Raw genomic sequence first — 21,751 nt, 5'->3', positions numbered from 1 at the left:
ACCTCAGTAGTTGATGGTGACGGCCTGAACTTTGCCCATCACGATTGCTGTGATGCAGGCTTTAGCCTGCTCATCGGTGAGACCTGCTGCCACGAGGTCAGTGATAGCCTGCTGATTGATCAGCCGGCGATGCTCTCTGTCCGCTGAGCGACGTGCCGCTTCATCGGCGATACGTTTCTCTTCCGCCAGACGTGATGCTTCAGCCTCTGCGGCGCGTCGGCGCTCAGCATCAATAGCTTCCTGCTTTTCGCGCTCTGCTTTAGCTATTGCATCAGCCTTCTCCTGCTCAGCCCGGCGTTCTGCATCGATACGCTGCTGTTCAATGCGAGCAGCTTCAGCTTTTAAATCTGCTTCACGCTTAGCCGCAGCCTCACGTTCCTGCTGCGCTTTCAGCTCAGCCTGACGGGTTGCTTCCTCTGCCGCTTCGCGCTTCAGCTGCTCATCCCGTCTGCGCTGTGCTTCTGCTTCCTGCTCTTTCCGCAGGCGCTCCAGTTCTGCAGCTGCATCTTCACGCTTTTTGGATTCTGCCAGCGACAGCTCCAGCTTTTGCACGGTGGCGTCTTTCGCTACACCGGCCTCGGTGGACATCTCCTGCCAGGAGTCATCCAGCGCCACAGATTTCGCGGTGGTCAGACGGGCATTGATGTCTTCGGATGGCAGGTAATTACCCATCGCATCGACTACATCAGACAGGGCACGAAGTTCAGCAATTCGCTGCTTTAATGCGTCTTCGCGGGCCTTTTCCGCGTTCTCCCACTCGGTCAATGGCTGGCGCGTTTCGTCGCGGATCCGGTCACATTCAGTCGTGAAGCGGCGCAACTCAGCTTCGATAACCTTTGGCTGTTCTTTCAGGCGCTTCAGATAGTCGCGGCCTGGCTTTTCAATCGCCGTTTTACTGCGTGACACCTTTGCCGCCAGCGATGCGATACGGTCACGGCCTTTTTTGGTTGTCAGGTCAGGCGTTTCATTAACTGCCTGGCGAATTTTTTCGAGGTACTGATCGAGACCGTTTTCAACGTAAAGCGTTGGCGCCTGATCTTCGGTGATGCTGATAACTTCAAGCTCTGTGCTGTTGGACATAACCGTTACTCCATGTCTGCCGCGCAGCTGGCGGCCATTTTCTGTGTGAATACCCACTCAAGGCCGGCGCTGAAGTCAGAGAACTGACGCTCAATGCCCAGCACGCAGGCGGTAAAGGTGTACTTGCCGTTCTGGTAACGATATTTCATTTCTGAATCCAGAATTACCGTTTTGGTAATAGTTGGTTGCATGACAAAGAGCCTTTAAGCCCATATGCGGCTAAGGCGATTTTCCGGAACTGGTCACGGTTAACTGTCTGACTGAAGCGCGTCTGGACGTTTGTCATTCTCCAGAGGTAGCCACAGGCTATGCGGACTATTACAAAAGGCTCTCCGGTCACATCATTAAAGGTCATGATCTGTCTCCGAAAAAGGGATAAGGATGTTCACTTTCCGGGCAGGCGTTCCGGTTCTACGGGTTAGCCGTGCCATCTGGTGGGCGGCCAGATTGTGGGTTGTGATTGCCCGTTTCGGATTGTTAAAGAGCGATTTTCTATTACCAAATTGGTAATACTTGAGGCTAATAATAAGCGTTTTTCAGGGTGTGTCAATCGTTATCACAAGAAAAAATTACCATAATGGTAACTGTAAGGGCGGGTTTTATGGCATCGGGTAGGTGTTGAGTGGGCTGGATTAGGTGGCAGGAGTCCGGGCTTTGACGGTATATGGCTGATTCATACCGTCACAGAGCCGCGGTATTTACTGATCTGACTCTTTCTGTGCCTGGCTGATTACGAACTCAATAAAGCTGGCGATTTTCTCTTTGTCTGCTGGGTCCAGCTTTTCATAAAGGTCACGGTCATACTGGATCTGACGGGCGTCAGTACTCGGGATCAGCAGCTCATAGCCATTGCGGCCGAACGCTTTAGCGATAGAGTTAACAGTGCTGATGGTCGGGTCGATCTCTTTATTCAGAACGCGGCCCACGGTTGACTGGTTCACGCCGCTGGCGCGGTGAACTTTACCCTGTGTTTTCAGGTCTTCGGATTTGTCCATCCACAGGCGCAGGTTGTGGGAAACCACGTCGCTGATCTCCACATCCTGAGCGACTGGCGGCACATTGTCCCGGTCGTTATCCAGCCAGTAATCTTCCAGCTTCAGTACCCGCTCAATGTTGCGCGCCGCTGCGCTGCCCATAGGCTTATCACGCGTCCATCGACTGATCAGGTTCGGTAATGAACCCAGGGCTTTTGCCATCTGAGTCTGGTTACCTTCGAAACGGGTCTCAAGCAGGTAAATCAGGTTTGCTCTGCGGATCCCGGAAATCGGCTTCATTTGTTTCCTTCATACATGATTTGGGTTTATCAGGCTGCTGGGTGCAATTAAAGCCGATGTTACCTTTCTGGTAAATGCACCAGATTGGTAATACAGGTTGATAACTGCCACCAGTTAGGTAACAATTCAGTGGATGAAATCGTTATCTGGAGGCCCCAATGGAGCCGTTTGACTTCAAAGAGTTCTGGCAGGGACTGTCGCTGGAAGAAAAGAAGCAGCTGGCTAAAGAGGCTGGCACGACAGTGAATTATATCCGTACTCACCTGGTGTACGCCCGCCGCGTTCCGAGTCGTAACTATATGACGGAATTGCATAAAGCTGTCATCGGAATTAACCCAAATATCAGTAAAGAGCAGCTGCTTTCCTTCTTCTACTCTGCCGCATAACCACCACATACCCTGCACCGAAGGCCGCCTACATGGCGGCTTTTTATTACACTCTCATTACTAAAAAGCCTTATAAAACAACCAATCGTTACCAAATATGCAAATGTGCCTTGATTTGTTTTCTGGTTAGGCGAAAATAGCCAAGAACAAGAGCAGGATTTTATGGAGGTTTCGTGAAAATCATTACCCAGATGGAGGCCGCTCGACGCGGACTCAACAAATATTACACGGGCCGACCGTGCAAACGCGGACATAAAAGCGAGCGATGGACCCTTAATGGTGCCTGTGTTCAATGCAATGTTGAGCGCGTAAACCGCAAGCGTGAAGAGATAGCGACAACCATGAAAGCTGCGCAGCTGAGCATGGGAACGTCACCGGAGGTGAGCTGATGGCTGGCGACTGGATAAAAATGCGTGCTGACCTGCATACGCACCCGAAAGTTGTCCGCATGGCGTCCGCATTGAAAGCGGACAGATTGCGGATAGTTGGCGGACTACATTCCGCATGGTGTCTTTTCGATGTCCATTCAGTTGATGGTTTTCTCGATGGCTACAGTCCTGAAACCCTGGACGACATGAACGGCTTCCCCGGATTTGCCAGGGCGATGATGTCAGTTGGCTGGCTGGAATTGGACGGAGAGAACCTAGTGATGCCGCGCTTCTCAGAGCATAACGGTCAGTCAGCCAAGCGCCGTGCACAGGATGCTGCGAGGAAGAGAGACGTCCGAAAAAAGTCCGCACCTGAAGCGGACAAATTGCGGACCAGAGAAGAGAAGAGAAGAGAAGATATAAAAGATAAAACCCCACATAACGCGCACGAGAAATTTTCGGTCCCCTCGCCAAACGCAGCGAACGCCATTATCGAAAACCGGGTGCCTCCGTCAGCTGGCGTTATGACCGATGGAAAGTTTCCGATGTTCGAAGGCTGGCAGCCATCACCTGACTTCATTCGGTTGTCAGCGATTTGGGGTGTCACCCTGGATAAACCACCGACGCCGGAAGAAATAGCCAGCTTCGTTTCCTACTGGCAGGCCGAAGGCAAAGCCTTCCACCATGCGCAATGGGAACAAAAACTCTCACGCAATCTGGCAAACATCAGAGCCAGAATGCCGAATGAACCTGAAGCAGTACCACACTGGAACAGCCCTGAAGGCTGGAAGGATTTCATATGAACCATGATCTGTTTAACGCTGTTCAGAATCGCGATGGCGCTGCGCTGGCCACCATGGCCGGGCACGCACGGAACACCACTGAGAATGTGATCGACCAGGAAGCAGCCCGACTGGTTGATAAGCTGTTCAACCAGCTGAAGCTGGTATTCCCGGCAGCCGGACAGACGGCGCTCAAAAGTGACGCGCATGAAACCGCAGCGAAGCGCCAGTGGATCGCCGCTTTCGCAGAGGGTGGGATCCGATCTCTGGACCAGCTGACCGCAGGGATGCGTCAGGCCCGCGCCAGCACATCGCCATTCTGGCCTTCACCGGGGCTTTTCGTTTCCTGGTGCAAAGACAGCTCAACCATTCTGGGGGTGAGTATCGAGGAAGCCATGGCAGAGTTTCACCGATATAACCGGGATCGCGGGCTGGCTACCTCGCCTGAGAAGTTCAACTGGAGTAAGCCGGTTCTGTACTGGGTTGTGACTGATGCGCGCCAGGCGATGCTGCAGCGCTGCCTGAGTGAATCTGAGGTTGAGTCTTTCATCACCCGTAAGCTGAGCGAGTGGGCGAAGAAGGTCGCTGCAGGTGAGCAGATCCCCGACCCGGTTCAGATGCTCGAATCTAAGTCCAGGCCAGCAGCGTACCAGCCATCGGCCAACGACTACGAATACCGTTACATGCCGAACGCGGCGCACATGGGAAGCGTGACACCAGCACAATGGCTTCAGGCTGAATACCAGAGACGCAAAGAATTAGGTCTGACTAAATAGCTGCGCGCTGAATAATTACCAAAATAGTAATAATCCTGCACCAGCCGCATCAGATTTAATTATCTGGTATCAGGGCAGGCAAGGAGCAGGCAACGCGGTAAGTCCTCGCAGAACGCGATACAGAGCGTTTTAAGGGCATAGAGATAAAGCGCAAATGAGCGCATTTTTTTACTTGCCGAGTATTACCAAAATGGTAATAGTAACCAATGAGGTAACAGCATGCAGAAGCGTCTTTACGCACTGGGCAGACTAAAAACCGGCCAGATGAACAAATCCGAAACCGCCTACGCCGCTCACCTCGAGCTGCAGAAGCGCGCCGGGATCATCCTCTGGTACCGGTTTGAAGGTATCAAACTGCGCCTCGCTGACAGCTGCTTTATCACCGTCGATTTCGCCGTGATGTATGCCAGTGGCCAGCTCGAAATGCACGACGTCAAAGGCTCAAAGCGGATCTTCAGCGATGACGCCAGGGTGAAAATGAAGGTCGCGGCGGACTCGTACCCCTTCGCCTTCAAAGCGGTTTACCCAAAGCCAAAAGCCGCGGGATGGGACGTTGAAGAGTTCTGAACAGGTTAACCAGCGCAGCAAAAAGCGTGTTAACCCCAAAAATTGTGATTTTAGATAACGGTCTGAGGTGAAAAATATTTATGGAAAATCAACAGTTAAGTGATGTTAAGGGAAAAGAGTTAGTCGCTGCAGGGCATGCGTTTGCCAAAGCGATCGGCATGGATACGCCGCTGATCGAGATTGCGAAGATGGTATCAGTGCTGGCGACCCGTCTGGACTGTGCACTGGTGCGTGGTGATGAGTTGCAGAAGGAGCGTGACGCGCTGGCGGCAGAGAATGTGGCGCTGAAGTCTGCTATCAGCTATGTCTGCGACACGGACAATCAGCCTGATTATCAATATGACGGCATGGGCTGTGGTATCGAGGACCGTGGGATAATTGATCGGTATGAAGCTGCTCGGTACGGCTGGGATGAAGCCCTTGAAAGGATGTATAGCGAAGTTATCCCGTGCGCCTCTGATATCGAAACCCCAGCCACCGACGCCTACCTCAACGCTGTGCGGGCTGAGGGTGTGGAGATTCTGACAGGAAAGCTGCAGCAGCTGATTGATGAAGGTGTTTTTGACGCCAAAGAAATCGGCGTGGCCGCTGGGGCAGTTTATGAAGGCGCTCAAATTGCAGCCCAACTCCGCGCCGGTAAGGATGGTGAGTGATGGCTAAGCACCGCAACACCTCAGCTCGGCTTGAAAAGAAGTTGTCATCTACTGCTAAATCGCTGCTGCTTGCCCTTTACCCTAAAACTTTCAGCGAGAAAGATTTCTATCTGGAAGAAGGCTATTACGAAGGGTATCGCGGCACGGTATGGCATCAGGAGTGGCATCACTCGTGGCCAGTCGATTACTGGGGTGAAAGTGACAGCGATGATTGCTTCTGGCTTCTCTACTCTTGGCTCATTGATAATACTACCGACTTCGAAGGCATGAACGCGGCAGATGAGTTGGTGGGCTGGGATTGGGGTATAGAGGTTGACTATACGCCGTTTTACTCCCCGTGGCGTGGCGCGGGACGCGCTGCAATCATTGGCCACTGTCGCCGCCTGGTTAAGGCGAGCGTGACATTGGATTGCATGCGCTGAGGAGGAACAGATGCAATCCCCCGCCGAACGCAAAGCAGCGCAGCGTGCAAGACAGGCCGCTGCCGGTGGTAAAAAGCTGGAGCTGGCGCTGGATAGTCAGGAACTGAAGATGCTGGCGCAGAACTGCGCCGCACGCCGCCCCGGTCGTGATCCGTATGAGCTGAACGAGTATATCGCGCTGTTAATCCGGAAAGACTCCGCTGAACTGGCTCAGCAACTTGAGGCGCTGGCCCACCAGCAGTGCGGGAAATGCAAAGAGCAGCTGCCGGTACAGGATTGCCCATGCAGTGGTGAGATGGCATGCTGGGTAACTACGGGTTGGCACAACCTCAAATTAACCGGGTAAAGCATGGCGCGCAATAATAAAACCATCGTCACAATTCTTGAGTACCCGGGCGTCCCACTGGACGCCATTATCACATCAGAGCTGGTGGAGCATGATGGCGCGACAGTGCAGGGGGTAAAGCTTTCCCTGGCGCCAGAGGCACACGTAGCCGCATTCTGTTCAATGTTAAGTCGTGGCAATGCTGTGACTTTCGTACAGAAGAAAAAAGGCACAAGATTTGATCTGCATTACGTTGGATTAGAAGAAGACTACTATCATTTCTTCAGTCATCCAGATAATTGATGTGACATGTCACAGGGCGCAAAAAATGCCATCACATAATCTCGCATCACTCAGCCGTGAAGACCGCGACAGGATTAACGTGGATTTAGCCGCGTCAGGAGTCGTATACAAGGAGCGTATGAATCAGCCAGTTATCCCACATGAAGTGGAGATGCAGCAGCCAGCAGCGATGAGGGATTACTTCAAAGAGCGCCTGCAGCATTACAGGAATATTTCGCTGCAGTACCCGCGCGGCACTGACCCGGTTTATCAGAAGGAAGAGAAGCTGTGAGGTGGATTTTTTTATCTGGAATGTTGATTTCCATGACAGCAATAGCGGATGACAGGGCATTTGAAACGCCAGAGGTTAAATGCCTGAATGACCACACTATCCCCTTCATTAAATCCGACATTCAGCCACAAAAAATCGTTGATGAGGCTTATGTTACTTGCAAGCCTGAGCTGGATGAGTGGAAGAAATTGCAGGAACCATTGACTGATGAAATGAAGCAGCGCATGCGCAAAGAGCTTTATGACTTCTATATCAGGATGATTGAAAAACGAAGAAATTACGAAACTATTAAATCCGCAGAAGCCGGCCATTGAGGCGGTTTTTTAAGGCCACACGACTAAAGTTCTACCGCGAAGAGTCGATGAAGTTTTCACGGGGATCGGACCCGGTTCATCAAAGGGAGGAAAAGTGACTAAGAAAGTTGTTGTTATGAAGCCCAATGGAATTCAAATTCATCACGCTGATGATAATGCAACCGGCATCGAAGTGTTAATACCGGGCGTGCTCGTTCTGCCTATTCATGAAATAGAGGTAGATGGGGATATTCGCTATTACGCCAATGGAACCGGGGAAAAAGACGAGGAAGCTATACGCGAGATTTTACGCAATAACTAACCCTCTCCCTCTAAAGAACCTCGCCCCGGCGGGGTTTTTTATTGCCTCAATCAAAATTCATCGCTAAATTACTGGTTTTATGAACAGTGTTTTGGGGCTTTTTTATGCGCACTTTCAACTCAGGCGGCACCAGATTTTACTTCATGGAGAAGGGCGAAAAGCTGCCCGACATCCACGCATCGCGGGACTTCACCAGCGGTTACATCATCTGGCCGCGCAGCAATGGCAAATGGGACGTGCGCTGGAAATTCTCCGGCGACTGGGAAGAGATAGCCGGTCACCAGTTCGACACCGAAAACGAAGCATTCCTGTGCGCCCACGAGCATCACGTCAAGCGAAGTTAACCCACCATTTGGCTGCTGTTATTTGCATGGTACTATTACCAAAACGGTAATTAATTTTGAGGTGTTACCATGCCTAAGCCGCAGTCAACCAAACCACTAACTGAGCAGATGGTGCGCTACTGCGAGGAGTACGTGAAGAACCCCGACGACCAGACCGCCTGCGCTATTTACGCCGGGTACTCAGCAGCGACAGCCGTTAATGCCGCCAGTCGCCTGATGGCGGATCCTCGCGTCAAGGAACGCATCGCACATCTACGCCAGGCGCGCAGCCGCCGGACAAAGATTGATGCCGATTACGTGCTGAAGCGGCTGGTGGAGATAGACCAGATGGACGTGCTCGACATCCTGACCGATGAAGGCGGACTGAAGCCCGTGAGCCAGTGGCCGAAAGTCTGGCGCACATCGCTCAGCGCCATGGACATCAACCGGATCCGCATGGCCGGTGGTGACGGTGAAGAGGATATCGAATCGACCATGCAGAAAGTGAAGTGGCCAGATAAGGTGAAGAACCTCGAGCTGATCGGTAAGCACGTCGGTGTGAGCGCCTTCAAAGAGGTGCAGGAGCTTAATATCAACGTCAGCCTGGCTGATAAGCTTGCTGCAGCCCGTAAGCGCGCCGCAGCTGGTGGCAAAGATGAGTAGCGCCGCCGATCTCGAGATGCAGCTGATAGAGGATATCGGCGCGTTCACGCATGACCCCTATGGTTACGCGCTGTATGCTTTCCCCTGGGGCGAAGAGGGAACGGATCTGGCACACTCCAAAGGCCCGCGCCAGTGGCAGGCCGAAACATTCCAGGAGATAGGTGATCACCTGCAGAATCCAGCGACACGGCACCAGCCGCTGATGATTGCCCGCGCCTCAGGCCACGGGATTGGAAAATCAGCCTTCATCTCAATGATTACTAAGTGGGGCATGGACACCTGCGAGGATTGCAAGGTGGTGGTGACCGCCAACACAGAGAACCAGCTGCGCACCAAGACCTGGCCGGAAATCGCAAAGTGGCAGCGCCTGAGCATCACACAGGACTGGTTCACCAGCACCAAAACCGCCATCTACAGCAACGACCCATCGCACGCCGAAGCCTGGCGCGCTGACGCCGTACCGTGGTCTGAGAACAACACCGAGGCATTCGCAGGCCTGCACAACGAGCGCAAGCGCATCATCCTGATATTCGACGAAGCTTCAAACATCGCCGATCTGGTATGGGAAGTAGCAGAGGGCGCGCTGACGGACGAGAACACGGAGATTATCTGGATTGCGTTCGGTAACCCGACGCGTAACACCGGCCGTTTCCGGGAGTGCTTCCGTAAGTTCCGGCACCGCTGGAAGACTAAGCAGATCGACAGCCGCTCGGTGGAGGGCACGAACAAAGAGCAGATTCAGAAATGGGTGGACGACTATGGCGAAGACAGCGACTTTGTGAAGGTCCGTGTGCGTGGCCTGTTCCCGTCAGCATCAGAAGCGCAGTTCATCCCAACCGGGCTGACAGACGCAGCAGTTGGCAGGGTGATCACCCCTGGGCAGGTAGCTCACGCTGCCACTGTTATCGGCGTTGACCCGGCGCACCAGGGCGGTGACCCTGCAGTTATCTACCTGCGGCAGGGGCTGCACACCAAAAAGCTGGGCGAGTACCAGCGCACCACTGATGACGTGCTGTTTGCCAAAACCATCGCGCAGTTTGAAGACGAGTACCGCGCTGATGCCGTGTTCATCGACTACGGCTATGGAACCGGGCTGAAGTCTGTTGGCGATAACTGGGGGCGCAACTGGCAGCTGATACAGTTCGGCGGTGGCTCAACCGATCCGCAAATGGCGAACAAGCGCGGCGAAATGTACAACGCCGTTAAGACCTGGCTGAAGGATGGCGGGCAACTGGACAGTCAGCAGGTGGCGGAAGAGTTATCAGCAGCAGAGTACAAAGTGCGGCTGAAGGACAGCCGCATTGTGCTGGAGGATAAGACGAGCATCAAAGAGCGCCTGGGTAAATCACCCAACGATGCCGACGCGCTGGCGCTGACGTTCGCCTTCCCGGTAGTCAAGAAGCTGCATTATGTCGGTAGTCACCAAATGGGACAGAGCGAGACAGAATATGATCCATATAAATAGCTTAAGTTTGGTCAGGTTTTGATGCTGAGCTAACAGAATAAAAACCTTTTGGGCCATTCCTATTTAGATAGTTAAGAGCTTGATAGTATGGCTCATGAACAAATATCTGTCCCGAAGACATATCCGCAAGGAATATATTGGAGTAAGTATCGCCAAATTTTTTATGTCCATCAATGAAAGAGTCTAGTTTGGCTCGCAAGTCATTATTTTCTGACTGCTTGTTTGATAATTTCCTAGCGTTTATTACAAAAGCTTGTGATTTTTCCTCAAGCTCTCTTTTTATTGTATCTGTTTTATTATTGGCAACTTCGATTTCTTGAAGGAATTCATTCCTTGTTGTATCAAATAGTGAGATTTGTGTCTTTAGATTGTTGTTTTCTATTTGAAGCTTATCAATGGATTCGTGCTTCTCTGCTATGAAATCATATTTAGTCAGTAAGTCATTATACTCATCTTTCTTCTTGTTTAAATTTTCACTCATCTCATTGAGAGCGTTTTGCGTGGTGCTCCGGACTGCATCAAGAGACTCAATCTCAGAATCTAAATCTGATCTTTGTTTCTTTAAAGACTGTATGTTTGCTCTACTAGTTGCGGACTGCTGACGAAAATCTTCTATAAGTGATTCTTCTTCAGCAAGTTGTTTAGTTTTTGCTGATTCATTTTTTGCCATCTCAACCATCAAATCTTTTTGAAGCTGGATTCTTTTTATTTCTTTTTGTGAGTTAATTGTTTCGATATGTGTTGTTATCTTTTTATGAACCCAAATAGAAGCGTACGTAAAGAAAGGAAATGTTAGAGATATAAAGCATGCCCACAGAAAGGGGAACCAAAATGAATGGGTGTGGGAAATGTTCACGCCAAAAATAACCGAATTATCGGGTATCTTATGCCTAATATATTCAATCCTTTCGATGATTTTGAAGTCTGAGAGAAAGAAAAAAGCAACTTTATTCCAATTATAAAAAAGCCAAGCAATAACCATGGTTCCGAAAAATGGATTTCGTGCCCGATATACAAAAGCCTCCTGCACCGGAGTTACAAGTGCGTCCTTTAAAACCCCAGCAATTTCTTTGATCGCGTCGCTCATGACAGTAACCAGATAGGTAACGAATTTTGATGAATCATACCTTCAAAAATCGATTAGGAATAGTCTTAGTGGCTCGAGTTTGAGACAAAAAAATGCCCGCACGGGGCGGGCTAAGAAACACAGCAACGACACGGTCCTACGGCACATCAGGTGAGAACACTTAGCGCCTCTGTGGCGCTCCTGAACGCCCGCCAAATGTTCTCGCCTGATATGTGTGGTGCCGGGTGCCTCCCGGTGCTCTGGTCAGACTGACAGAAACCAGAGCGGAAACTCTTAGACTGTGTGCAATCTTTGTCAGTCTTCCGCGTGCGCTGGCCGCATTCACCACATGGAAAGACACTTAGCACCTTAGTGCGCCACACTTTGTCGCGGCTCCATAAGCATCTTTCAATCTGGTGCCGGGATGATGCCCGGCTTATCCACCGCCTTTACTTTTAAGTCCAATATGCTGCTGCGGTACTCCGGACTGTGAGTCGATGTCAGCTCTCTCCACGGCCTAACTATTACCATTATGGTAACTATTGTCAAATGCTTTTGCTTATTAGTGGTCAAAATAATGCGTATATGGTTTAATTTTGGTAATTATCCAAGGGAGTTACAGCCATGTGCATGGGTTCAAAACCTTCCGTACCGTCAGCCCCAGAAGTTCAGGCCGCGCCACAGGCGCAGGATGACGCCGTTGTCAGTGCCCGCGACGATGAAGAGCGCCGCCGCCGCGCAGCTGCAGGACGTGCTTCCACTCTGCTGACTGGTTCACAGGGTGACACTTCAAAGGCCAATACCAGCAATAAAACGCTGCTGGGTCAGTAACAGGAACCGGGGCAATCATGGCCGAAGAAACGCTGAAGCAGCGATTAAACAAACAGTTGGGAATGCTCACCGATGAGCGGACCACATTTAATTCACACTGGCGCGAGCTGTCTGATTACATCAGCCCGCGTTCCAGTCGCTTTCTCGTTTCTGATGCCAACCGGGATAACCGCCGCAATACCAGCATTGTTGATCCGACCTGCACCCTGGCAGAGCGCACGCTGTCCAGCGGCATGATGTCGGGCATCACCAGCCCAGCCCGCCCGTGGTTCACGCTGTCCGTTTCAGATCCGGCAATGAAAGATTATGGCCCGGTGAAGTTATGGCTGGAAGATGTGCAGCGCCGCATGAATGAGGTGTTCAATAAGTCCAACCTCTATCAATCGCTGCCCATTGTCTACGCACAGCTCGGCACCTACGGCACCGCCGCCATGGCGATACTGGAAGATGACGAAGACATTATCCGCACCTATCCATTCCCGATCGGCAGCTATTACGTGTCGAACAGCGCGCGTCTGAGTGTTGACACGGTTTTCCGTGAATTCCGCATGACTACCCGCCAGCTGGTGGAGCAGTTCGGCCTGGACAACGTGAGCGAAACGGTTAAAGGGTAGTGGGCTACCCAGACCACGGAAGCCTGGCATGACGTTATCCATGCTGTTTACCCGAACGTGAACCGCCAGACCGGCAAGATGGACGCCAAAAATAAGCGCTACAAATCGGTTTATTTTGAGAAAGCTGGTGATGACAAGATCCTGCGTGAATCCGGCTTCGATGAGTTTCCGATCCTGGCGCCACGCTGGGAAGTGAACGGCGAAGACGCCTATGGCAGCAACTGTCCAGGCATGACGGCGCTGGGCCAGGTCAAAGCGCTGCAGCTCGAGCAGAAGCGCAAAAGCCAGTTGATCGACAAAGCCACTAACCCGCCTATGGTCGGGCCTTCTTCATTGAAGAGCCAGCGCGTTTCACAGCTGCCTGGCGCTGTCACCTACGTTGATCAGCTGACCGGTCAGGACGGACTGAAGCCGCTCTACATGGTCAACCCGAACACGGCTGATCTGCTGAACGACATCCAGGACACCCGCGACATTATCCGCAGTTCCTACTTCGTTGACCTGTTCCTGATGCTCCAGAACATCAACACCCGCAGCATGCCGGTGGAAGCAGTTAACGAACTGCGAGAAGAGAAACTGCTGATGCTCGGGCCGGTGCTTGAGCGCCTGAACGATGAGTTCCTTGATCCGCTGATTGACCGTGCGTTCGCCATCATGCAGCGCAAAGGCATGCTCCCGCCGGCGCCCGAAGTTCTCCAGGGTACCGCGCTGCGCATCGAATATATCTCCGTCATGGCTCAGGCGCAGAAGTCGATTGGCGTCAACAGCATGGAGCGCTTCGTGGGCTTCGTGGGCGGCATGGCGCAAGCCAAACCTGAAGCGCTCGACAAACTGGACATCGACAAAATCATAGACAGCTACGGCGACTCTATCGGCGTTTCACCGTCTGTCATCGTGCCTGATGAGGAGGTTCAGAAAATCCGCCAGGCGCGTGCCGAGCAGATCCAGCAGCAGCAACAAATGCAAATGGCACAGGCAGCAGTAGCCGGTGCTAAAGACCTCAGCCAGGCAAATCTGGAAGGGCCAAACGCGCTCAGCGCCATTGCGGGAGGCATGCAGCAATGACTGATTTCGATGATGAGCAGCGCCTGAAAGACACCGAGCAAAATCAGAAGCTGGCTGCAGAACGCCAGCGCGACGACCTGAAGCACGTCATGTCATCAGTGCAGGGCCGCCGCCTGATCTGGCTGCTGCTCAGTAATGCCGGTGTGTTTGCGCTGTCATTCACTGGCGATAACGCGGCCACCAATTTCAATGAGGGACGCCGCAGTGAAGGACTCCGCCTGTTTAACGAGGTGATGACGCACTGCCCGGATCTCTATCTGACCATGGCAAATGAAGCCAGAGAATACGAGGAAAAAGCCTGATGCCGTATACCGATATCAAATTCGTGCGCACGTCATCCATCGCCGAACTGGAAACGATGCTTCCGCCGCTGCTGAAACAGGGTTACCAGCCGCTTGGCGCAGTACAGATCCGTAACTCTGCTAACTCGCAGGGCGGTTACGACTTCTTTCAGGCGATGGTTATCGGTGACAGCTCGGTGCTGGCGGCCAATCAGAAACTGCTGACCGATGGTGACGCTATCACGGTGCAGAACAGCGCCGGTGTCGCAGTGGCTGGCACGCACAGGATTTCGATTATCAACGGTGCGCTGGTGCTGAAGCTTGATGCCACAGTCGCGCCGCTGATCAACGGCCAGGTTCAGAACAGCGTGCCGGTAACTAATAACGCGCTGCTGTCTATCGGCACCACCAATCGCAAGGTTACCAGCACGGTTTCTGCTGGTGCAGTGACCAACTTAACGATCGCATAAGAGGCTCTATGAACTCCTTATTCAAAATGCTTTTTCACACGCGCTATCAGTCAGAGGCATCAGCAGCTGAAGCACCAGCCACTGGCGGCGACGCTGGCGCACCAGCTTCTACCACCGGCAATGAGTCAGCGCCAGCGGGTCAGGAAGGCACTCAGACGGAGCAGCAGCCTGGTGAAGAAAAGCCAGAAGGCGCAGGCCAGAAGCCTAATGCAGAAGGTGAAAAACCGGACGCTGAGAAAACTGGCGACAACAAAGACGGTGAGAAAGATGGCGATAAGAAGCCTGAAGGCGCGCCGGAAGCCTACGAATTCAAAGCGCCTGAAGGTGGCGAACTGGATAAGGAGGCAGTCTCCCAGTTTGAGCCCATTGCCCGTGAACTGAATCTGTCGCAGGAGCAGGCGCAGAAGCTGGTGGACCTTTACGGCAGCAAGGTGATGCCACAACTGATGAAGCAGCAGGCTGATACCTGGCAGAAGCAGATTGCCGACTGGGGCACAGCGGCAAAAGACGACGCCGAGATCGGCGGCGATAAGTTTGATGGAAACCTGACGCGGGCAAAGCAGGCGATGGATAAATTCGCCACGCCACAGCTGCGTGAGTTCCTGGAAACAACCGGCATGGGCAACCATCCCGAGTTGATTCGCGTGTTTGTAAAGGTGGGCGCGGCCATGTCGGAAGACAGTCTGGTCACGTCAAATGAGAAAGGCCAGCGTTCGGCGGCCGATGTTCTGTATGGCAAAAACTGAGGAAATAAATTATGGCTGTTAAAGGCTTAACTGCGCTGACGCTGGCTGACTGGGGTAAGCGCGTGGATCCAAACGGGAAGATCGACAAAATCATTGAGCTTCTCGGCCAGACTAACCCGATTCTGGAAGACATGCCGTTTGTTGAAGGCAACCTTCCAACCGGACACCGCACTACCGTGCGCTCAGGTTTACCTACGGCGACCTGGCGTTTGCTCAACTACGGTGTGCAGCCGAGCAAATCCACCACCGTGCAGATCACCGACTCTGCCGGCATGCTGGAAGCTTATGCAGAAGTCGATAAATCTCTGGCTGACCTGAACGGTAACACGTCTGAATTTCGCCTTTCTGAAGACCGCGCGTTTATTGAAGCGATGAATCAGCAGATGGCGCAGACGCTGTTTTACGGCGACACCAGCGTTAACCCTCAGCAGTTCATGGGCCTGTCTTCTCGCTATTCCAGCAAAACCGCTGGCAACGGCCAGAACATCATCGATGCTGGCGGTACCGGTACTGACAACACCTCTATCTGGCTGGTGGTCTGGGGTGAAAATACCGTTCACGGCATCTTCCCCAAAGGCCAGAAAGCTGGTCTGCAGCATCAGGATCTTGGCGAGCAAACGCTCCAGGACGCCAACGGCGGCAAATACCAGGGCTATCGCTCTCACTATAAGTGGGATAACGGCCTGACCCTGCGTGACTGGCGCTATGTGGTTCGCATCGCGAATATCGATGTCAGCGATCTGTCGGTGCCTGGCTCTGCCGCCAACATCGTCACCCTGATGATCAAAGCGCTGCACCGCGTCCCTAACCGCGGCATGGGTAAGCCGGTGTTCTACATGAATCGGACCCTTGGCCAAGCGCTTGATCTGCAGTCTCTGGATAAGGCTTCTCTGGCTCTGACTGTAAAAGAAACTGAAGGCGACTGGTGGACTTCATTCCGCGGCATTCCGATCCGTGAAGTTGATGCGATTCTCGAAACAGAAGCGCGCGTCGTTTAACCCCCTGACCAACTCAGCGGGGCAATGACGCCCCGCTAAATGGAGAGAGAATTATGATCCTCGACAAACTGTTGATGTTCTCCGAAGCACAGGCGGTTACTGCGTCTGCTGCTTCAACTGATGTGATTGACCTCGGGCCAATCGACGGCAACCGCCGTGATATCGGCGTGGGCTATCCGCTGGAACTGTTCGTGAACGTGAATACCACAGCAGCCGCCGCTGGCGCTGCAACGGTAAACATCCAGTTGCAGACCAGCCCCGACAACAGCGCATGGACCACGCTGGCATCAACCAGCGATCTGGCTCTTAGCGCCCTGACATCTGGCAAGCGCGTCTGGTCACAGAAGGTACCGCAGGGCGTACAGCGCTATCTGCGCGTTAACTACGTTGTTGGCACCGGCCCGCTCACCGCTGGCGCGTTTACTGCTGGCATCAATCTGGATGTGGATAACAACTCACCGTATCCGATCCGCTCACGCATCACTGGTTAAGGGGCGCGTAAATGTCAGATGAAAAAGCAAAGTACCGCGTTCTGCGCCTCTCCCACATCCATAACCAGCTGTGGCCAGAAGGTTCAGAAGTCGAGTATGACGGCAAGCCTGGCAGCGCTCTGGAGCCAATCAATGACGCAGCGAAAGCAGCGAAAGCGAAGGCAGAGCGCAAAGGTGAAGCTGCTACAACCACCATTCCTAACGGCACCGGTAACCCACCAGCCGCTGGCGGAAACAGCAATCAGCCCGGCCCTGAAGGCGGCAATGGCGGAAACGGTGAAGGTAATGAAAATCTGGCAGAGCTTCAGGAGCAGTACGAACAGCTCTTCCAGAAAAAAGCCCACCCGGCGATGAAGGCTGACACTCTCCGCGAGAAGATTGCAGAGAAGCGCAGCGAACTCGGTCTCTGACCGGCGATGAATAAGGGGCCGGATGGCCCCTTTCTTTTCAGGAGTGTCCAATGAAAGTCGTCAATATGAAAACCGGTACCGAGTCTGTTGAAGGTGAGAACGGTCAGACAGAAACCCGCGACGAATACCCATGGGGGTTGCGCATCTCGCTGAATGGCGATGCGCTGAAAAAGCTGGGTGCCGAACTGCCAAAAGTCGGCGACATGATGGCTATTGGTGGCCTGGCAAAAATCGTCGGCGTCAGCACTCGGGAATCAGAAGGCGGTGAATCTCACAGCCATATCGATCTGCAGATCACTGATTTTGGCATGGAAGCATCCGATGCTTCTCCGCCAAAAACAGCCGCGGCCACCCTTTACGGATCGGAGGATGACTGATGGCTTCCGTTATCGAAATCTGCAACATCGCGCTGAGCCGCCTCGGCAATAGCCGGACGATCAACAGCCTCAGTGAAAAGAGCAAAGAGGCCGGGTTATGTGACCTGCATTATGAGTCTGCCCGCCTTGAGGTGCTTGCAGACTTCGACTGGAACTTTGCCATCAAGCGTGTCGCGCTGGCTGATACCGGCAGCGCGCCAAATGACTGGCAGTATGCATACCGATACCCCACGGATTGCCAGCGTATTGTAGACATCCTGGTGCCCGGCATGCGTAACCCACCAGAGCGCTGTCGTATTGAGTATCAGGTTGGTTCAGACAGCGATGGAACTGGACGACTGATCTACACCGATCAGGACGACGCCTGGCTTCGCTATGTCAGCGATATTACTGACCCCAATATGTTTGACCCGATATTCCGCAGCGCTCTTTCATGGAAGCTGGCCAGTGAAATAGGCATGCCGCTGGCATCTGCACCTAACCTCGTTCAGAACTGCCTGACCATGTACTCACAAATCATCCGAAGCGCCGGTTCTCGGTCCATGAATGAGAGCCAGGAGCCAGTTGAGCCATTGAGTGAATTTACCAGCGCGAGGTTGAGCTGATGCCTAACAGTCTGATTCAGCCGTCGTTCGCCGGCGGTGAGATTTCACCAAACGTTTATGGCCGTGTTGATCTGGCAAAGTATGCCGTGGCGCTGCGTCGCTGCCGTAACTTCATCGTTCGTCAGTATGGCGGCATCGAGAACCGGCCCGGCACCCGCTTTATTGCTGAAGCTAAATACCCTGATCGCAAATGCCGCCTGATCCCGTTTCAGTTTTCTACGGTCCAAACCTACGCGCTGGAGTTCGGGCATCTCTACATGCGCGTTTTCAAAGATGGCGGGCAGGTGCTGACCGGCAGCAATACCGTTTATGAAATTGCCACGCCTTATACCGAAGCCGATCTGTTTGATCTGAAGTTCACCCAGTCAGCTGATGTGATGACCATCTGCCATAAAAGCTATGCGCCACGCGAGTTGCAGCGCTATGCACACAACAATTGGGCGCTGGTGGAGGTTTCGACTAAAAATGGTCCCTTTGAAGATATTAATGTAGATGAAAGCAAAACCGTTTATGCCAGCGGCGAAACGGGCACCATCACGCTAACAGCGAGTGCGCCTATATTCACAGCGGAGCAGGCAGGGAAACTATTCTACCTTGAACAGCCATCAACAGATTCAGTCTCCGTCTGGGAAACCAGCAAATCAGTGACTGTGGGCCTCATCCGTCGAGCGGACAGCAATTACTATCGAGCGAATACCGCTGGAAAAACCGGCACGTTAAGACCTTCTCATACTGAAGGGATGGCATGGGATGGCTGGGGCGGATCAGGCACCGATGACACAGGGGTGCAGTGGGAGTATTTGCATTCAGGAAATGGATTGTGCCGGATCACCACAGTTGCAGCCAATGGGTTGACTGCTACAGCCTCAGTAATATCCCGCATTCCTTCCAATGTTGTGGGCAGTGGGAAGCCTTCATATAAATGGGCGCGTTTTGCCTGGAACAGCGTTAATGGCTATCCGGGGACCGTTGTTTATTATCAGCAGCGCCTGTTCTTTGCAGCTTCGACAAACTATCCGCAAACCATCTGGGCCAGCCGCTCAGGTGACTACAAGGACTTTGGCAAAAGCTCACCTATTGCTGACGATGACCGCATCACTTACACCTACGCCGGGCGCCAGGTGAACGAAATCCGCCACCTTATTGATGTCGGTTCGCTGGTAGCGCTGACCTCCGGTGGCCAGTTCCAGATCAAGGGTGACCAGAACAACGTCCTTACGCCCAGCTCATTCTCATTCAGCTCCCAGGGCTCTGATGGTGCCAGCTCAACGCCGCCTATTACGGTGAGTAACATCGCCCTGTTCATTCAGGAAAAGGGCAGCATCGTGCGCGATCTGGCCTACTCATTTGATGTAGACGGATACCAGGGTAGCGATTTGACCGTTCTGGCTAACCATCTTTTCCAGGGCTATCAGCTGCTGGACTGGTCATTCACGGTTGTCCCTTATTCGGCTGCATGGGTGATCCGTAACGATGGCATGTTGCTGACGCTAACCTATCTGCGCGATCAGCAGGTTTTTGCGTGGTCACCTCAGCCTACTGATGGGAAATTCGAATCAACGTGCAGCATCAGTGAAGGCACTGAAGACGCTGTTTATTTCAGCGTGCAGCGGACCGTTGGTGGGCAGGTAAAGCGGTACATCGAGCGGCTTTCATCCCGCCAGTTTAATAGTGACATCGACGCGTTTTTTGTTGACAGCGGACTCAGCTATGACGGACGGAACGCTGATTCCGCGCGTCAGATGACAATATCCAGCCCCAGCGGATCATGGGTGTGGTCTGGCCCCTTCACTGTATCTGTCTCAGGCGGTGCTTATTTTTCCGCATCGAACGTTGGGGATGAAATCCATTTCCCTTACGCCGAAACGGAAGACGGTGAGGTTATCGATAAATCTATCAGGATGACCATTCTTGAAGTCAGTAGCGCGAATCAGATAGTGGCTCAGGCAAGCCGGAATATTCCGGGCATCCTGCAGTCATCAGCAACTTCTGACTGGCGCTTTGCGCGTAAAGCTTTCTCCGGACTGAATCACCTAGAAGGGAAAACAGTCAGCATCCTGGCTGATGCCAATGTTGAGACGCAGAAAGTCGTCACAGGCGGATCAATCACGCTGGACTCACCCGGCGCAGTTGTTCATGTGGGACTGCCAATCACTGCTGAATTTGAAACGCTGGACATCAATATTGCCAATCAGGAAACCCTGCTGGATAAGAAAATCATCATTCCACAGGTAAGCCTGCTGGTTAACTCCAGCCGTGGAGTGCTGGCAGGCACTGATGGCAAAAACATGTATGAATACCCCCAGCGTGAATACGAATTTTACGACCGCCCGGTTGAAGACGCTACCGGCACCATTGATATCACCATTGATGCCAACTGGGGTAAGGGGGGGCGTATCTACGTCAGGCAGAGCGATCCGCTTCCGCTCTCCATTCTTGCTGTTATCCCATCAATTTCCGTAGGGGGACGATGATGCCAGTAGTTCAGGTTATCCCGGCCACGCTTGAGCATGCACAGGAACTGCTGCCGCATGTTCGCCAGGCTGACATTGATGAGTTCGAATCGGGCTGGTCAATGACCCCTGATCAGGTTCTGAGTTACGGCTTAGAGCATTCCGCGTTTTGCTGGGCAGGGCTGGCAAATGGTGAAGTGGTGACAATCTTCGGCGTGACACCTGCCAGCATTCTGACCGGATCGGGTACGCCCTGGCTGATTGCTTCTGACAGGCTCAATAAATATTCCCGCGCTTTTATCCGGCACAGCAGGCCATTACTCGCTGGAATCCTTGAGACCTTCCCGCGTCTCGAGAATTATGTAGATGCCAGAAACGTTGCCGCAAAGCAGTGGCTTCACTGGATGGGTTTCCGCCTTTACGACCCCGTCCCGGCCGGGCCGAACGGCGTGCTGTTTCATCGTTTCACTATGGAGAAAAAATCATGTGCGGACCAGTAGCAGTAGGGGTGGCGATGGTCGTGGCAGCTGCTGCGTCAGCTTACAGCCAGCGACAAAACTCAAAATATCAGTCAAAGCTGGCGAACTACAACGCCGATGTTCAGGAGAAGTCAGCTGATGCAGCGGTTAACGCCGGTAACGCACAGGCTGCACAGCAACGTCAGCGAGCAAAACAAATGGCCGGAACTCAGGCGGCGACATTGGCTGCCAGTGGCGTTGACCTCGGCGGCGGCACGGCGGTTGATATCTTCGGTGATACAGCGCAGATGGGCGAACTCGATGCGCTGACTACAGTGAACAATGCACAGCGCCAGGCATATGGGCTTCAGGCACAGTCGGCGGGTAATCGTTCTCAGGCGCAGGCAACTACAGCATTCGGTAACCAGCAGGCTGGATTGACTCTGCTTAATGGCGCGTTGGGTGCCTATGGTGCTTACAACTCGCTGGCCGGGTCGTCACTTACCGCATCCAGCGCCAGCAGTGCAGGCGGGGCAGGCAACTCAGGGAGCATGTTTGGTTCTCTGAAAAATTCGTCATACGGCAGCAACAGCTTCACATTTTAAGGACTGAT

The 21,751-nt window shown here is 53.0% G+C and carries 30 protein-coding genes and 1 pseudogene; 27 read left to right on the top strand and 4 right to left on the bottom strand.

The window, feature by feature from the left end; genetic code table 11:
- Positions 1 to 3: 3 nt before the first annotated feature.
- From ACN1CO_RS10360 to ACN1CO_RS10350, 3 genes are all read right to left on the bottom strand, one after another.
- A complete protein-coding gene (locus tag ACN1CO_RS10360; protein ID WP_419138859.1) occupies positions 4 to 1,080 on the bottom strand; it encodes a hypothetical protein in 1,077 nt (358 codons plus the stop codon).
- 5 nt (positions 1,081 to 1,085) lie between these two features.
- A complete protein-coding gene (locus ACN1CO_RS10355) occupies positions 1,086 to 1,229 on the bottom strand; it encodes a hypothetical protein (RefSeq protein WP_419138858.1) in 144 nt (47 codons plus the stop codon).
- 549 nt (positions 1,230 to 1,778) lie between these two features.
- Entirely contained in the window at positions 1,779 to 2,354 is a 576-nt protein-coding gene (locus ACN1CO_RS10350; protein ID WP_419138857.1) for a helix-turn-helix domain-containing protein, read from the bottom strand.
- 158 nt (positions 2,355 to 2,512) lie between these two features.
- Here ACN1CO_RS10350 and ACN1CO_RS10345 point away from each other — a divergent pair, with 158 nt between their 5' ends.
- The 14 genes from ACN1CO_RS10345 (at position 2,513) to ACN1CO_RS10280 (ending at position 10,273) form a co-directional block, all read left to right on the top strand.
- The gene (locus ACN1CO_RS10345; RefSeq protein WP_245116163.1) at positions 2,513 to 2,740 is read left to right on the top strand and encodes a hypothetical protein; all 228 of its coding nucleotides are present in this window, start codon (positions 2,513 to 2,515) and stop codon (positions 2,738 to 2,740) included.
- Positions 2,741 to 3,128: 388 nt separating this feature from the next.
- Positions 3,129 to 3,911, top strand: coding sequence for a DnaT-like ssDNA-binding domain-containing protein (locus ACN1CO_RS10340; RefSeq protein WP_419138856.1), 783 nt, complete (start codon positions 3,129 to 3,131; stop codon positions 3,909 to 3,911).
- The gene (locus ACN1CO_RS10335; RefSeq protein ID WP_419138855.1) at positions 3,908 to 4,666 is read left to right on the top strand and encodes a replication protein P; all 759 of its coding nucleotides are present in this window, start codon (positions 3,908 to 3,910) and stop codon (positions 4,664 to 4,666) included. Before ACN1CO_RS10340 ends, ACN1CO_RS10335 begins: the two co-directional genes overlap by 4 nt.
- Positions 4,667 to 4,885: 219 nt before the next feature.
- Positions 4,886 to 5,233 carry a DUF1064 domain-containing protein gene (locus tag ACN1CO_RS10330; protein WP_245116166.1) on the top strand — a complete coding sequence of 116 codons (348 nt, stop codon included), beginning with the start codon at positions 4,886 to 4,888 and terminating at the stop codon, positions 5,231 to 5,233.
- Positions 5,234 to 5,313: 80 nt separating this feature from the next.
- A complete protein-coding gene (locus ACN1CO_RS10325; protein WP_419138854.1) occupies positions 5,314 to 5,886 on the top strand; it encodes a hypothetical protein in 573 nt (190 codons plus the stop codon).
- Positions 5,886 to 6,308 (top strand): hypothetical protein, encoded by a 423-nt coding sequence (locus ACN1CO_RS10320; protein WP_419138853.1) that lies wholly within the window; start codon positions 5,886 to 5,888, stop codon positions 6,306 to 6,308. The genes ACN1CO_RS10325 and ACN1CO_RS10320 overlap by 1 nt, the downstream gene beginning before the upstream one ends.
- A 10-nt stretch (positions 6,309 to 6,318) precedes the next feature.
- Positions 6,319 to 6,654: a hypothetical protein gene (locus ACN1CO_RS10315; RefSeq protein WP_419138852.1), complete on the top strand. Its 336-nt coding sequence runs from the start codon at positions 6,319 to 6,321 to the stop codon at positions 6,652 to 6,654.
- A gap of 3 nt (positions 6,655 to 6,657) precedes the next feature.
- The gene (locus ACN1CO_RS10310; protein ID WP_419138851.1) at positions 6,658 to 6,936 is read left to right on the top strand and encodes a hypothetical protein; all 279 of its coding nucleotides are present in this window, start codon (positions 6,658 to 6,660) and stop codon (positions 6,934 to 6,936) included.
- A 25-nt stretch (positions 6,937 to 6,961) separates the two neighbouring features.
- Positions 6,962 to 7,207, top strand: coding sequence for a DNA polymerase III subunit theta (locus tag ACN1CO_RS10305; RefSeq protein WP_419138850.1), 246 nt, complete (start codon positions 6,962 to 6,964; stop codon positions 7,205 to 7,207).
- Between the two features lie 32 nt (positions 7,208 to 7,239).
- On the top strand, positions 7,240 to 7,521 hold the full coding sequence (locus ACN1CO_RS10300; RefSeq protein ID WP_419138849.1) for a hypothetical protein: 282 nt from the start codon (positions 7,240 to 7,242) through the stop codon (positions 7,519 to 7,521).
- A gap of 94 nt (positions 7,522 to 7,615) precedes the next feature.
- Positions 7,616 to 7,822: a hypothetical protein gene (locus ACN1CO_RS10295; protein WP_419138848.1), complete on the top strand. Its 207-nt coding sequence runs from the start codon at positions 7,616 to 7,618 to the stop codon at positions 7,820 to 7,822.
- A gap of 104 nt (positions 7,823 to 7,926) precedes the next feature.
- A complete protein-coding gene (locus tag ACN1CO_RS10290) occupies positions 7,927 to 8,166 on the top strand; it encodes a hypothetical protein (protein ID WP_419138847.1) in 240 nt (79 codons plus the stop codon).
- 69 nt (positions 8,167 to 8,235) lie between these two features.
- The gene (locus tag ACN1CO_RS10285; protein WP_419138846.1) at positions 8,236 to 8,808 is read left to right on the top strand and encodes a terminase small subunit; all 573 of its coding nucleotides are present in this window, start codon (positions 8,236 to 8,238) and stop codon (positions 8,806 to 8,808) included.
- Positions 8,801 to 10,273 carry a terminase gene (locus tag ACN1CO_RS10280; RefSeq protein ID WP_419138845.1) on the top strand — a complete coding sequence of 491 codons (1,473 nt, stop codon included), beginning with the start codon at positions 8,801 to 8,803 and terminating at the stop codon, positions 10,271 to 10,273. The genes ACN1CO_RS10285 and ACN1CO_RS10280 overlap by 8 nt, the downstream gene beginning before the upstream one ends.
- A gap of 1 nt (position 10,274) precedes the next feature.
- On the opposite strand, the gene ACN1CO_RS10275 is transcribed toward ACN1CO_RS10280, so the two are convergent.
- Positions 10,275 to 11,360, bottom strand: a complete 1,086-nt coding sequence (locus ACN1CO_RS10275) for a hypothetical protein (RefSeq protein WP_419138844.1) — start codon at positions 11,358 to 11,360, stop codon at positions 10,275 to 10,277.
- A gap of 603 nt (positions 11,361 to 11,963) precedes the next feature.
- Here ACN1CO_RS10275 and ACN1CO_RS10270 point away from each other — a divergent pair.
- The 13 genes and pseudogenes from ACN1CO_RS10270 to ACN1CO_RS10210 all read left to right on the top strand — a co-directional run bounded on the left by ACN1CO_RS10270 (position 11,964) and on the right by ACN1CO_RS10210 (position 21,743).
- Complete coding sequence (locus ACN1CO_RS10270) at positions 11,964 to 12,170, top strand: hypothetical protein (RefSeq protein WP_110411124.1); 207 nt, start codon at positions 11,964 to 11,966, stop codon at positions 12,168 to 12,170.
- A 17-nt stretch (positions 12,171 to 12,187) separates the two neighbouring features.
- Positions 12,188 to 13,849 (top strand): annotated as a pseudogene (locus tag ACN1CO_RS10265) (portal protein).
- Entirely contained in the window at positions 13,846 to 14,151 is a 306-nt protein-coding gene (locus ACN1CO_RS10260; RefSeq protein WP_419138843.1) for a hypothetical protein, read from the top strand. The pseudogene ACN1CO_RS10265 and the gene ACN1CO_RS10260 overlap by 4 nt, the downstream one beginning before the upstream one ends.
- Positions 14,151 to 14,600 carry a hypothetical protein gene (locus ACN1CO_RS10255; RefSeq protein ID WP_313698173.1) on the top strand — a complete coding sequence of 150 codons (450 nt, stop codon included), beginning with the start codon at positions 14,151 to 14,153 and terminating at the stop codon, positions 14,598 to 14,600. The genes ACN1CO_RS10260 and ACN1CO_RS10255 overlap by 1 nt, the downstream gene beginning before the upstream one ends.
- An 8-nt stretch (positions 14,601 to 14,608) precedes the next feature.
- Positions 14,609 to 15,346, top strand: coding sequence for a peptidase (locus ACN1CO_RS10250; RefSeq protein ID WP_419138842.1), 738 nt, complete (start codon positions 14,609 to 14,611; stop codon positions 15,344 to 15,346).
- 11 nt (positions 15,347 to 15,357) lie between these two features.
- Positions 15,358 to 16,344 (top strand): major capsid protein, encoded by a 987-nt coding sequence (locus ACN1CO_RS10245; RefSeq protein ID WP_307514663.1) that lies wholly within the window; start codon positions 15,358 to 15,360, stop codon positions 16,342 to 16,344.
- Between the two features lie 53 nt (positions 16,345 to 16,397).
- Positions 16,398 to 16,835, top strand: coding sequence for a Bbp16 family capsid cement protein (locus tag ACN1CO_RS10240; protein ID WP_419138841.1), 438 nt, complete (start codon positions 16,398 to 16,400; stop codon positions 16,833 to 16,835).
- A gap of 11 nt (positions 16,836 to 16,846) precedes the next feature.
- Entirely contained in the window at positions 16,847 to 17,245 is a 399-nt protein-coding gene (locus tag ACN1CO_RS10235) for a hypothetical protein (RefSeq protein WP_419138840.1), read from the top strand.
- Between the two features lie 50 nt (positions 17,246 to 17,295).
- Positions 17,296 to 17,622: a capsid staple protein gene (gp10, locus tag ACN1CO_RS10230; RefSeq protein ID WP_419138839.1), complete on the top strand. Its 327-nt coding sequence runs from the start codon at positions 17,296 to 17,298 to the stop codon at positions 17,620 to 17,622.
- The gene (locus tag ACN1CO_RS10225) at positions 17,622 to 18,227 is read left to right on the top strand and encodes a hypothetical protein (protein WP_419138838.1); all 606 of its coding nucleotides are present in this window, start codon (positions 17,622 to 17,624) and stop codon (positions 18,225 to 18,227) included. The genes gp10 and ACN1CO_RS10225 overlap by 1 nt, the downstream gene beginning before the upstream one ends.
- Positions 18,227 to 20,701, top strand: coding sequence for a hypothetical protein (locus tag ACN1CO_RS10220; protein ID WP_419138837.1), 2,475 nt, complete (start codon positions 18,227 to 18,229; stop codon positions 20,699 to 20,701). Before ACN1CO_RS10225 ends, ACN1CO_RS10220 begins: the two co-directional genes overlap by 1 nt.
- Positions 20,701 to 21,180, top strand: a complete 480-nt coding sequence (locus ACN1CO_RS10215; RefSeq protein WP_419139014.1) for a hypothetical protein — start codon at positions 20,701 to 20,703, stop codon at positions 21,178 to 21,180. Before ACN1CO_RS10220 ends, ACN1CO_RS10215 begins: the two co-directional genes overlap by 1 nt.
- A complete protein-coding gene (locus ACN1CO_RS10210) occupies positions 21,165 to 21,743 on the top strand; it encodes a virion core protein, T7 gp14 family (RefSeq protein WP_419138836.1) in 579 nt (192 codons plus the stop codon). The genes ACN1CO_RS10215 and ACN1CO_RS10210 overlap by 16 nt, the downstream gene beginning before the upstream one ends.
- Positions 21,744 to 21,751: the final 8 nt, after the last annotated feature.

Source organism: Pantoea sp. R13S299, from assembly GCF_048515925.1.
Taxonomy (GTDB): domain Bacteria; phylum Pseudomonadota; class Gammaproteobacteria; order Enterobacterales; family Enterobacteriaceae; genus Pantoea.
The sequence above is the reverse complement of the archived record's forward strand: the minus strand, read 5'-3'. Positions and strand labels throughout refer to the sequence as shown.